The sequence below is a fragment of the Shewanella electrodiphila genome (genome assembly GCF_023283985.1).
Classification (GTDB): domain Bacteria; phylum Pseudomonadota; class Gammaproteobacteria; order Enterobacterales; family Shewanellaceae; genus Shewanella; species Shewanella electrodiphila.
Genome location: NZ_JAKIKU010000004.1, coordinates 294293 through 306891, shown reverse-complemented (window position 1 = coordinate 306891; position 12599 = coordinate 294293). Strand labels below are relative to the sequence as shown.

Annotated in this window: 8 protein-coding genes; 5 read left to right on the top strand and 3 right to left on the bottom strand. The window is 42.3% G+C overall.

All coding sequences use genetic code 11. The annotated features are described in order from the left end of the window. Positions 1 to 270 precede the first annotated feature (270 nt). On the top strand, positions 271 to 1323 hold the full coding sequence (locus tag L2737_RS09490) for a DUF3626 domain-containing protein (RefSeq protein WP_248955568.1): 1053 nt from the start codon (positions 271 to 273) through the stop codon (positions 1321 to 1323). A 116-nt stretch (positions 1324 to 1439) separates the two neighbouring features. On the opposite strand, the gene L2737_RS09485 is transcribed toward L2737_RS09490, so the two are convergent. Then, complete coding sequence (locus L2737_RS09485) at positions 1440 to 2321, bottom strand: sensor domain-containing diguanylate cyclase (protein ID WP_248955567.1); 882 nt, start codon at positions 2319 to 2321, stop codon at positions 1440 to 1442. Between the two features lie 424 nt (positions 2322 to 2745). Between L2737_RS09485 and cydD the strand changes: the two genes are divergently transcribed. Both cydD and cydC read left to right on the top strand, forming a co-directional pair. Then, positions 2746 to 4599: a heme ABC transporter permease/ATP-binding protein CydD gene (gene cydD, locus L2737_RS09480; protein ID WP_248955566.1), complete on the top strand. Its 1854-nt coding sequence runs from the start codon at positions 2746 to 2748 to the stop codon at positions 4597 to 4599. Further along, positions 4599 to 6377, top strand: coding sequence for a heme ABC transporter ATP-binding protein/permease CydC (gene cydC / locus L2737_RS09475; RefSeq protein WP_248955565.1), 1779 nt, complete (start codon positions 4599 to 4601; stop codon positions 6375 to 6377). Before cydD ends, cydC begins: the two co-directional genes overlap by 1 nt. Positions 6378 to 6532: 155 nt before the next feature. Here cydC and L2737_RS09470 read toward each other — a convergent pair whose 3' ends face one another. Next, entirely contained in the window at positions 6533 to 7486 is a 954-nt protein-coding gene (locus tag L2737_RS09470; RefSeq protein ID WP_248955564.1) for a DUF2971 domain-containing protein, read from the bottom strand. 1212 nt (positions 7487 to 8698) lie between these two features. Between L2737_RS09470 and L2737_RS09465 the strand changes: the two genes are divergently transcribed. Both L2737_RS09465 and L2737_RS09460 read left to right on the top strand, forming a co-directional pair. Beyond that, complete coding sequence (locus L2737_RS09465) at positions 8699 to 10819, top strand: TonB-dependent receptor family protein (protein WP_248955664.1); 2121 nt, start codon at positions 8699 to 8701, stop codon at positions 10817 to 10819. Between the two features lie 22 nt (positions 10820 to 10841). Then, the gene (locus tag L2737_RS09460; RefSeq protein ID WP_248955563.1) at positions 10842 to 11954 is read left to right on the top strand and encodes a PQQ-dependent sugar dehydrogenase; all 1113 of its coding nucleotides are present in this window, start codon (positions 10842 to 10844) and stop codon (positions 11952 to 11954) included. A gap of 236 nt (positions 11955 to 12190) precedes the next feature. Here L2737_RS09460 and L2737_RS09455 read toward each other — a convergent pair whose 3' ends face one another. After that, the gene (locus tag L2737_RS09455) at positions 12191 to 12598 is read right to left on the bottom strand and encodes a GFA family protein (RefSeq protein ID WP_248955562.1); all 408 of its coding nucleotides are present in this window, start codon (positions 12596 to 12598) and stop codon (positions 12191 to 12193) included. Position 12599 lies beyond the last annotated feature (1 nt).

Below are 12599 nucleotides of genomic sequence, written 5' to 3'. Positions count from 1 at the left end.
TTACTAGTGGAATATAAGCCATATGCAATGGGCTTATTTCATCAGTATCTAGGGTTTAATTATTTGAGGTTTTGTTCTGCAAAGAATGGTGAGTACGGTGTTTCAACATCTTGATGAGGGTTAACCGCATAGATAGATGAATTAGTTTTAATCTTTTGTGCTAAAACCGTGTATTTTACATACAATGAAATACAAGCACTTAGCTGTTTTTATTCTGCAAGTCGTTAGATATTGGATAGTGTTAATCACAGATGCAAAGGAGGGCAGGTTATGAATCGAAAGTCAGCAGCGCAAACCCATATCGAGCATAGCGTTGCCTGTTTGCGCGAGCACTCAAGTGCGGTAATTAAAAATGTCCTGTTAATGTCTAATATTGATACTGCTGCGGTTCATAAGGCTATGCAAGCCTTGCATCAACATGGCCGAGTGGCCTTGCATTTTCACCCCGATCGTATTGATAGCCGTGGATTATCAGTCGCAGCTGGGTTACTTAAGGACGGTTTTTATAAAAGCCAGTTTGAAACTCATATCTCAAATGGGCAATTGTCACCGGAATTAGGTGGCCCAAGAGACCACTGGGAAAACCAACTTTTTGGTCATAGTTACTCAGGAGTTAAACTACGCCCTAAGTATGGTGCATTAGATCTTGGTCTATGCCCAACGGGGCCCGCACCTCGATTTGGCAGTTGTTACTTTCTTACCCAAGTAGAAGTCTTATCTCGTTGTACATTCAGTTATATGGATTCCTATCGCTTACCTAAAGAAAAAGGCACGTTAAGTTGCTTTGAGGTGATCTTGGCCGCGTTACTCAGCGAGTGTTTTGAGCGCCAATATGCTTTAGGAATGAAAGAGATTAAGCCTGCGGATATGGTTAATCATCTGTGGCAGCAATTACCTCAAGGTGTGAGAGCACGTTTCGACATGCCTGCTTTATCTAATCTTGATCATTATATAGAAGCGCAAATTCATGGTGAAGTTTCGTTAGAGCATGATATTGGCTATCTTGTTGCTGATCCAAGCTATAAAGATACAGATATAGGTGAGCTGATGCAGTCAATGTGCCACGAGTATGATATTGAACTGTTGTGGCATCAAGGCTATCAGCTTGATGTGGAGCAGGTGCCTGATGACTTTCGAGGGGCGACAATGCCAGAGCTTGCCAAGGTGATTGCTAGAGACAAGCAAATAAATGCAGATATCATTGGCAGAGCTGCACAGGTGCTTACTGAAAAACCAGTGCCTTGGAGTCAAAGAACTAAGCAGGCTCAGCAAGTACAACAGCTTAAACTGATGTGGCATGTATTAGTTAAATTTGGCGTTTAATGGCAAATTCAAATCGTTAGCTAAATAAAGCCCATTCATGACTATTTACCTCACTTTTTCAACTAACTTTTCACCTAACTTTTCAGCTGTTTTTTACACCGAATAAACTATCAAGCTTAGCCAAATCGATAAGTAGCTCCGCCCTGGCGCTTTGATTTATACATCGCAAAATCTGCTGTTTTGATTAAGGTATCAAAGTCGTCACCGGAATCAGGAAAGGTCGCAATCCCAATACTGCAATTAAGCAAAACGGGTTGAGCGTTTATTGTAAACGGCTTGTCTAATGCACTGATTAAGATATCAGCCATGCGCGAGATGTCATTATTGTCAGTAATGTCCTCCAGTAATAATACAAACTCATCCCCGCCAATTCTGGCTAAAGTATCCGACTCTCTGATGACTTTATGCAGTCTGGTTACCGCTTCAATTAGAACAGAATCCCCTTGGCAATGCCCATAGGTATCATTGATGTTCTTGAAATCATCTAAATCCATATAGAACAAGCTGAACTTAGTGTTCATGCGTTTGCAGCGTTCGATGGTTTGTTTAACTCTGTCCATTAACAAATAGCGATTGGGTATTTGCGTCAGCTGGTCATAGCAGGCGAGATTTAATACTCGTTGGGCATCTTCAACACGTTTAGTGATGTCTCGGTTAATCCCTAAAGCACCAATAAATTGCTGCTCGTCATCAAACAATGGCACACACATCGACTCTACCCAACCGATAGTGCCGTCTTTATGTAAAAAGCGTATTTCGCCCGTCCATTTGCCATGTTGTTCAACCGAGGAAATGACCAACTCAGTGATAGAGGCACTGTCTTCGGGGACATGTAAAATACTCACTGATTGGCCGAGTATTTCTTCTTTACTGTAGCCATAAAGTTGTTGTGAACCGCAGTTCCAGTCAATGATAATACCTGTGGTATCAGTGACCACAACCGAGTCAAATAAGTAGTTGAATGCTTGTGCTCTGTGGGCTGAAAGATTAACGTCCATTTTTTAATTACCTTCTTCATCCTATTAGAAAGTGCAATCGTATAATTTATCGTGATTGTCATTTACGCTAAGTAAGCTGATATGGCTATTGCTTAGTTAACCGCTTTCTTGCATGTAAGCATTGAGTGAGAAACTTTATTGATTAAAACTATAATCAAAAAAAACATAAAGTTCTGTGCTTTTAAGAACGTTAATACTCACTATCAAATAGAAATATTGATTCAATTTGATGAACAAATATTTACCTTTCTTTTACTGTCCTGCTGATGACTATCGCGTAGAATTATAGTTCATCATTAACACAGTGTTTATTAGCAATGTGTGAATCAGTTAACACTTCTCTATAAGCGGCTGTTATCGAAGCTGTTAGCTTGCGATACTGCGGCAATTTTCCTCATTTAGTGCGATCATTTTCAGGAATGTAATGGATAAAACCTTAGAAAAATCTCTTGGCCAGTGGCTTAAACAACAGAAGTCATCTTGCGGCATATTCTTGAAACTCACCATTTTTACCGGTGCACTTAACGGTGTGGCGATTGTCGTGCAAGCGTATTTGTTGGCACATATCTTACACGGCGTGATTATGCTCGAATTACCCATGGCGAGCTTTAGGAGTCAATTTATCGGGTTAATTGCACTGATTATTGTGCGAGCAGGGCTAGCTTATGCACGTGAGCGATTAAGCTTTGAAGCGGGTAAACGACTACGAAGTGACATTCGTGAGGCTGTGTTGAACAAACTCACCGATTTAGGCCCTGCGTTTATCAAAGGAAAGCCAGCGGGAGCATGGGCGAGCATCGTGCTTGAGCAGGTTGAAGACTTACATGATTTTTATGCTAAGTACTTACCACAAATGATGCTAGCGGGTTTTATTCCGTTGATTATTTTGGTGTCAGTATTTCCGCTTAACTGGGCAGCTGGACTGATTCTATTTGCCACTGCGCCGCTGATCCCAATGTTTATGATTTTAGTTGGTATGGGCGCGGCTGATGCCAACCGTAAAAACTTCAGTGCATTATCAAGATTAAGTGGCCACTTTATGGACCGCTTAAAAGGCTTAAGTACACTTAAATTATTTCACCGTGGTGAAACTGAAGTGAACAAAATTGAGACGGCCTCAGAAGACTTTAGACAAAGAACCATGTCGGTGCTGAGAATGGCATTTTTAAGCTCGGCGGTATTAGAGTTTTTTGCTGCATTATCCATTGCTGTGCTGGCGGTGTACTTTGGTTTTAGCTATTTAGACCACCTAAATTTTGGCCATTATGGCGCTGGTATCACTTTGTTTACCGGTCTATTTATTCTGATTTTAGCCCCTGAATTCTTTCAACCACTTCGAGACTTAGGCACTCATTACCACGCCAAAGCGCAAGCCATTGGCGCAGCAGAGGCGTTAGTTGAATTACTAGAGCATCCAAACCCTTTAAAGCAGGTCGACGGTAAGTTCAGTGAACAAACCGCGCAACAGCATGAGGTTTCGTTAGATAACATTGCCATTTCAGCGACAGAGCTCGAAGTGCTGACATTGGAAGGAACCGCTTTACTTGGGCCGATTTCTTTTGAGGTGCAAGCGGGGCAAAAAGTCGCGGTGGTTGGCCCAAGCGGCGCGGGTAAAACCAGTTTACTCAATGCATTATTAGGTTTTCTACCCTACAAAGGCTCGCTCAAAATCAATGGTGTTGAGTTAAGTGTGCTGGATAAAAAACAGTGGCGTGAACACTTAGCTTGGCTTGGGCAAGACCCTCAATTATTCCATGGCAGTATTCGTGAAAACGTCTGCTTAGCTAATCCTGAATTAACTGATGCACAAGTGATGGCCTTACTTGAACAAGCCAACATTGCCGAATTTGTTAATCAACACCCCCAAGGCTTAGATACTGTCATTAGCGATCAAGCAGCAGGCGTCTCTGTAGGACAAGCTCAACGTATCGCGCTTGCCCGTGCAATCGCTCAACCTGCGAGCTTATTCTTACTCGATGAGCCTACAGCAAGCCTTGATAGTCACAGTGAAAAACTCGTGTCAGCATCACTTAAACAAGCGATGACAGCGCAAACCTGTGTGATGGTGACGCATCGTCTCGATCAATTACAAAGTATGGATAACATTCTGGTGATTGAAGCAGGGCGTATTGTGCAGCAAGGTGATTATGCTTTACTGAGCACTCAAACGGGTTTGTTTAAAAACATGCAGCAACAAGATGATGACGGTTTATCACTGTATATTGATGAGCAAGAGCCAACAAAGACCGATGAACAAACTCAAAGGGAGGATGTGTAATGCAGCTATTACTGCCTTTCATTAAGTTATTTAAACGTCAGTGGTTAATGATGTCAGTTGGGTTATTGCTAACCTGCACAACGATCATTGCTGGCATTGGTTTATTATCTCTTTCGGGTTGGTTTTTATCAGCCACAGCCATTGCTGGTTTAACAGCAGCAACCGCCTTAGCGTTTAACTTTTTTACCCCAGCAGGTGGCGTACGCTTTTTATCAATCGCACGAACCGCCAGTCGTTATGGTGAACGTTTAGCGACCCATGAAGCCACTTTTAAACTGCTTACAGAACTTCGTGTTTGGTCGTGGAAAAAGTTATTGCCGTTAAGTGCCAGTAACCTGCAAGGCCTTAGACAAGGCGACATGCTCAATCGGTTAGTGGCCGATATTGATACGCTGGATCATCTTTATTTGCGTTTATTAGTGCCAATGGCAGCCTCATTACTGACCGTTGTTGCCCTTTATGCATTCTTGTCTTGGTTTGACGCATCACTGGCATTAAGCCTGTGTGCTTTGTTAATTGCTGCATGGCTGATTTTACCGCTCGTATTTTATCGCTTAGGTAGAAAACCGGGTGAAGCGGTGGTAGACAGTAAACGCCGTTTTCGAGTGTTGATCTTAGATGTGATCCAAGGTCAGGCAGAGCTGACATTATTTTCAGCAAATGATCGCTACCGCCAAAAGCTACGTGAAGCTGAGTTATCACTCTTTACCAGTCAAACCGCGATGGCGCATGTGACCGGTTTAAGCCAAGCATTATTGATCATGGTCAATGGCGCCGCAGTTGTGATGATGATGTATTTTGCAGGTCATGGCGTGGGTGACAGTGTGCCACCAGGCCCGCTAATGGCAATGATGGTATTTGCCACCATGGCAACCATTGAAATGATGATGCCAATCTCTGGTGCATTTCAGCATTTATCAGGTTGTGTGTTAGCGGCAAAACGTATTTCAGAAGTCACCGAGCAAACGCCTGATGTCGTATTTGGTCAAGAAAATCAGCTTGAGGGTACCGACATTAATCTCAGCAATATTCACTTCGGTTATCAGGCTGACTCGCAGGTATTAACGGGGTTGAATTTAGATTTACCTCAGGGCAGTAAAGTCGCGCTATTAGGTGCAACAGGCTGTGGTAAATCGAGCTTATTAAGCTTAATCACCCGAGAATGGCAACCTCAGCAAGGTCAAATAACCCTAGGTGGCCGTGATATCAGTGAGTTTGATGAAGCGACATTACGTCGCTCAATGACCGTTGTTAGCCAACGTATTCATTTATTTGCAGGCACAGTACGAGATAACTTAGCCATTGCTTTGCCATATGTTGAAGGGCAAAAAAGACGCGCCAATGACGAGCAATTAACAGCAGTGTTAAAGCAAGTCGGGTTAGAGGTGCTTCTTAGTTCAAAAACCACCACAGATCGCGGTGAAGAAGTTGGCCTAGACAGCTGGATTGGTGAAGGCGGACGTCAGCTATCAGGTGGCGAGCAGCGCCGAATCGGTGTGGCTAGAGCCTTATTACGTGATGCGCCAATCTTGTTATTAGATGAGCCAACCGAAGGATTAGATAAGCGCACAGAACGTGAAATCTTACGTTTATTATTTACCTTAGCAAAAGGTAAAACCATGTTAATGATAAGCCATCGTTTAACTGCCATGGCCGAAATGGATTGTATTCATATGATTCAAAATGGACAAATCACTGACAGTGGTAACCATCAACAGCTAATGGCTGACAGTGCTGATTACCAAAGTCTGTACAAGCATTTAGGTAAAGAAGTTTAATCGAACGGTTATTGCTAGAGAGGGCTGTTATCGTTTGAAAGGAATTGGAAAACACTTTTGAAACGATAACGCCGCATTAAGCGGCTAAAAACAGTTGGTTATATTTTGTGATTCACGAGCAAAACCAACTGTTTTTTGTCCGTTTAAATACCTTGTTATATTTGCTTAAACTCGAGACTGTAATAGTCTAAATTTTTGTTTGCCTCCCAAATATCTAAATATCCAACAGAGCAAGCAAACGCCCCTTGAACATCTGACTTGGAAAACCTCGAAACAAGTCCCAGTAAACAATTGTTTATGCAACTAGGGTTCAATCTCATTAAATAAATAATATTAGGATTTATACTCAATTTTGCTAACTCAACTGCGACACTAAGTCTCTCTGCAACCTCGTCTATTTGATACAAATTAATAGTACAAGATTGAGAAGCAGGATCTTCAACTAAATACTCTGATGAACGAATGTGATCTCTAATACGCTCACTTTCTATTTGATCAATATTTTCTATTATTACTCTATCTGCTTGTTCGAGCCTAAGTACAACCCTGTGTTCTTGTTCATAAATCCATTCATCGCTTTTTTGCATGAACACTTCATATAAAATCCGATCAGCTCCTTCTGCTGATATGTTTGAATAATCATAATCAAACTTATCATTTCTATAACGTAGCCCTTTTCTATATGAGACCGGCTTCGGAATACCATCAAAAGGTGAAAACTCTTCACCTAAGGAGAAACTAATTGCAGACGTTTCTTTAAACAGGTTTTTAAAAATCGAATCCATTCTTGGGAAATACGAAATCCCAGCAACAATACCTTTATGTTCGTTGGCATAATGAGCCCACATTAAAAGGTGTTCTTTATTCTCAGATAAGCTTATTACACCGATATTATGCATTCGCATTTCTATATATTTAGAAAAGCTAATATTTCCATAGAGAGGATCTTGTGCCATAGGCTGATCAAAATTTGAAGCCAATTCATCTAAACTTTTACTACAAAAAGAAGCTTCAAATGGATCATTAAGAACAACGGGTTGCGACAAACGAATAAACCCCTCGGTAAAGAGACTTCTAGGTTCGTTCATGTATTTAAATAGTTGCTTCAAAGTGACTCCATTGGTGCAAATATAACAGCTTATTAAACGGCTTGTCTGATAACGTAGGCGACTTAAGTTATTGATTAATATCATCCTACATTTTTTATATGATTGATATAAGTACTAATTTAATTTTTACACCTTATAATTAAACGGGCTTACCTGACAAAGGTGGCTGAAAAATATTGATGATTTTTTTAATTGATAATTATCAGGATATTAGAGTTTGCTACCTTGTTTATGTCATACAACTTTAGTTTGTTTACCTAAGGTTTTCGTTCATCTCTAGCAATGCTTGGTAGTTAACAAAGTCGTGGCGCTTCGCCCACACCCGACGAAAGGGAAACAACAGCATTTCCCTTCTCGACATCCCTTGCCGCTCCGACGAAGTGTTGTTCCTCACGCTAAATGAGCGAATTTTCTAACGCCTCAGATTCGCCATCCTTGGCTCAAACTGAGGCTATGTCGGCGTCCTGCCTCCATCACGTAAATTAGCTCAACGCATTCGGACACTTCCAACGGAGATCATTGTGCCCGCAGGTTCGTTTATTTAGTCTGTGCGATAAATTGAATACATAGGTTTTTAGGTGCTTTTGATCTTCTTTGAATGTTCAATTTGAATTGAGGCAAGTAAGAAAATCGCGTGAGTCCAGACATGGATGTCTGGCTAGCTTTCGAGGGGAAGGGACGCCCCATCGTAAGCGTTAGTGATTTTTGTAGCTTGCCGAAGCGGACTCAAAATGAAGTTTAAAGCTGGGTGATTCTCCGTTGGAAATTTTGCTGTTTAAATTTCGCCGGAGCTGCGGGGTGTTCTAAGAGGGAGTCGCAGTTCACTCCCTTTTAGTCTGGTGTGGGCGAAGCGCCACGACCTTGATTTAGACGTTTGATTTAGACCTTGATTTAAAATTTGATTTAGATTTGAAACAAACCTTGGTACAAACCTCAATTAACCAATCGTTGTATCTGTTTGTTATCAATAATCCTAACCATTACACTATCAAGCTTTTGTCCTATATCTTCTAAGGTTCACTTTTATCACACTCCTCACCAGTCAAACAAATCTACTAAATTAGGTCAAAGTAACCAAATTAAGCTAAACACTTTTATTTACCCAGGCATCACAGCCAAATACACTGTTACATTATTAGCTATTGAACTCAGCCTTAACCTCTGCATAATGCATGGTTAAATATACTTTATCAATGAGTTACCTAAGTGTTAATGTGGATATCGCCAGTTAGATCAGACGCGCGACACCTTTGCTGTTTTTACATCGTTTTTGCACTAAGCATTTTTTTTGCACCAACCATAGTTTTCGCTGATGCAAACTTCGACGGACAGACTCAGCAAATAGATGAAAAAATTACTGTATTTGGTAAAACATTACCCTATTACGCCACGAAACAACCAAGGGCTTACAGTTACCTTGAACAAACCCAGCTCAACCTGATTGCAGCACCGTTAACACTGAGCGAGTATCTCAACTCGCTGCCAAGTGTCTACCTGCAAGCCAGTCAAAACTTCTCTCAAGATGAGCGTATTTCAATTCGTGGCTTTGGGGCGCAATCAAGTTTTGGTATTCGTGGCATTCAGATTTTGGTCGACGATGTACCGCACACTCTACCTGACGGTCAAAGTCAGTTAGACGGTCTCGAGTTACAGAACCTAGCCAGTATCGAAGTGTTACGCGGCCCGGCGTCTGCGCTTTATGGTAACAGCGCTGGTGGTGTGATTAAGATAAATACCCAAGTCCCAGATGACGACAAACTAGCACTTAAACTCACTAAAGGCTCGTTTGATACCGAGCAAGCGTATTTATACGCCAATAAACATTATGACACCGTCAATTTTGGCGTTAGCCTTAGCCATACCCAGAAACAGGGTTATCGTGATCACAGTGAATATGAAAAAAGTGCCATTAATGGCCATCTAGATTGGCAAGTATTACCGCAATGGTTATTGCGCGTTAACAGCCAATATATTGATAGTCCAATCGCTGAGGATGCCGGCGGTTTAACTCGCGAGCAAGCTGATAGTGAGCCGACAGCAGCGCGGGATCGCAATGTCAGTTTTCAAGCTGGTGAAGAAGTAAAACAGCAAAAACATACCTTGGCCAGTCGCTATCAATTTGATGATAGCAGCCAGCTTAACGCGCAGTTTTATTACTTTGATAAAGATTTTAATAACCGCCTACCGTTTAGTGCAGGCGGCCAAGTTGAACTGGCTAGGCAGTTTTACGGCACCAATGTGCAATACGCCACACACAACTGGTTAACCCACTATCAAACTCAAGTGCTGCTAGGTGCCAACCTGCAATACCAAGATGATAAACGCCGCCGCTATGACAACCTAGATGGCGGCATTCGCGGTGACTTGGCACTATCGCAACAGGAGTTGATTGACTCAAGTGCACTGTACGCCCAATTATCAGCCCAGCCCAGTGACAAATGGCTTATCGATTTAGGCTTACGCTATGAGCACAACCGCGTTGAGGTAAAAGATCAATACTTAGTAGATGGCGACCAGTCAGGTGAGCGTAACTGGGACAACAGCAGTGCCAATCTTGGCAGCAGTTATCAGCTCACAGACGATAACCTACTGTACGCAACGATTAGCCAATCGTTTCAAATCCCCACCACTACGGAGCTAGCCAATCCGAACACTGGCGATATCACAGCTAATGGTGGATTTGGTGGCGGCTTTAACCCAGATTTAGACGTAGAGAGCGCAATAAACTATGAAATCGGCTTAAGGGGCGAGTTAACGGCTGCACACCGTTATGATTTGGCGCTGTTTTATATCGACATTAGCGATGCCATCAGCCCTTACTTTAAAGACGATAGCCTGGATGAAATCACTTACTATCGCAATGCGGGGGCAGCCACACGTCAAGGGGTTGAGGTGAGCAGTCAGCATCAATTCGGCAGTCATTTTTCATGGAAAAATCAGTACAGCTATTCAGACTTTAGTTACGATAACTATACCACCCCACAAGGTGACTATAGTGGTAAAACTCAGCCAGGTACCCCACGCCACAAAGGTGCCAGCCAGTTGCTGTATCAAAATGATAACGACCTTTCAATCAATCTGGAACTACTCTATGTTGGAGACAGATACACCAACAATAGTAATACCGAGACGGCTGATAGCTATTGGCTGACCAATGTGGGAGTCAGCCAAGCACTTGATTTTGAACCGCTGGCAATGTCGTTATCACTAACGGTCAATAACCTATTTAATCAATACTATGACGACAATATAAGAATTAATGCCTTTGGTGGGCGCTACTATGAGCCCGGCCCAGAAAGGCTATTTATGTTTACCCTTGCAGCCACACTATAACTATAATTGAGGATACACAATCATGTTTAAAGTACTTATTAGTGCTTGTGCCTATTTGGCCTTAAGCCTGCCGGTACTCGCCGCCCCCTATGAGCTTGAACCGATTAACGAGCAGATCACCATTCCGTGGGGTATCACTCAATTACCAGACAATGCCTTGTTAGTCACCGATCGCCAAGGTCAGTTATATCACATCGACGCGAACGGAAAGTCGACCTCGGTAAGCGGTTTACCTAATATTGTCGCCGAACGTCAAGGTGGCTTGCTTGATGTGGTATTGCACCCACAATATGAAAAAACACCGTGGATCTATATCAGCTATAGTGCAGGCACTGAAGATGCTTCTAATACCGCTATATTGCGCACTAAACTGGATAAGCAAGGCGATAACATGGCATTGAGCCACACGCAAATCCTCTACATGGCAGATGCCTATGCCAGTAAATCAGTACATTTTGGTAGCCGCATTGCGTTTGATACACAAGGGCTGCTGTATTTTTCTATTGGCGATCGCGGTATGCGCGATGTTAATCCACAAGATATCAGCCGCGATTCAGGTAAAATTTACCGCCTTAATGATGACGGCAGCGTGCCCAAAGACAACCCTTTTGTTGATAAAGAAGGCGCAAAATCCGCCATCTATAGCTACGGCCACCGTAACCCACAAGGTATGGCGTTAAACCCACATACATCGGCAATATGGGCCCACGAACACGGCCCTAAAGGTGGTGACGAGCTTAATATTATTGAAAAAGGCGCCAACTATGGTTGGCCAGTGATCAGCTATGGGGTGAATTACAGTGGCACCAGCTTTACCGATTTGACCGAAAAAGCCGGTATGCAGCAACCCATCACCTACTGGGTGCCGTCTATTGCACCTTCAGCTATGGTGTTTGTCACAAGTGAGCGTTACCCAGAACTGGCTAAACAGCTATTAATTGGTTCATTAAAGTTTGCCAAACTCATTAGTGTTAGCCTTGATGGTGATAAAGTCACCGGCCAACAAGATCTATTGGAAAATCTTGGTCGAGTGCGCAGCTTACATCAGGGTCAAGATGGCTATTTGTATATCGGCATTGATGGTCGAGGGGTGTTTAAAATCAACCCGCTTAAAGACAGTGACAAAAGTGAGTAACCATCTACAGCTAATGGCTGAAAGTGTTGATTAACAAAGCTTATATAAGCATTTAGGTAAAGAAACTTAATCGAACGGCTATCGCTAGAAAAGGGTTGGAAAACACTTTTGAAACGATAATGGCAACTAAAAACGCTAATCGACTTGGGATTAAACCAAGCGGTTAGCGTTTTTGTTTAAGCTTTAAATTTAGGTGGCAGCGAGATTTAAAATAATTATAGGTGTCTTAATTATTTCTACGTTCGCCCAACTTCATGCTTTTCACTACGTGGTAACTCAGCATCCAAGTCATCCCAGTTAGCTTTTGAAGTAACAAAGTTATGAGAAATAGGTCGTTCTGATATATCGGTATCCAAGATACCTAAACGAAGGCGAAACCTTTGCGGAGATTGAGAATTGGAACTATAGATTGGACTTCCGCAAGTTTTACAAAAATACTTACGTTTGCCTTCACTGCTCTCATAGAAATTAAGAGTATTATCGTTATCAATTAACTTTAAGTCTTCAGCGTCAATGAAACCATTGGTGGCATAAGCACTTCCGCTAGCCTTACGGCACAAAGAACAGTGGCAATGAATAATATCGGTAACTCCACCATTCAATGACAACTGGATTGAGCCACACAAACAACTTCCTTTATACATT

Excerpts from the sequence above, each read along its gene's own strand:
- L2737_RS09490 (WP_248955568.1), top strand. The coding sequence starts at position 271 with ATGAATCGAAAGTCAGCAGCGCAAACCCATATCGAGCATAGCGTTGCC.
- L2737_RS09485 (WP_248955567.1), bottom strand. The coding sequence starts at position 2,321 with ATGGACGTTAATCTTTCAGCCCACAGAGCACAAGCATTCAACTACTTA.
- cydD (WP_248955566.1), top strand. The coding sequence starts at position 2,746 with ATGGATAAAACCTTAGAAAAATCTCTTGGCCAGTGGCTTAAACAACAG.
- cydC (WP_248955565.1), top strand. The coding sequence starts at position 4,599 with ATGCAGCTATTACTGCCTTTCATTAAGTTATTTAAACGTCAGTGGTTA.
- L2737_RS09465 (WP_248955664.1), top strand. The coding sequence starts at position 8,699 with ATGTGGATATCGCCAGTTAGATCAGACGCGCGACACCTTTGCTGTTTT.
- L2737_RS09460 (WP_248955563.1), top strand. The coding sequence starts at position 10,842 with ATGTTTAAAGTACTTATTAGTGCTTGTGCCTATTTGGCCTTAAGCCTG.
- L2737_RS09455 (WP_248955562.1), bottom strand. The coding sequence starts at position 12,598 with ATGTATAAAGGAAGTTGTTTGTGTGGCTCAATCCAGTTGTCATTGAAT.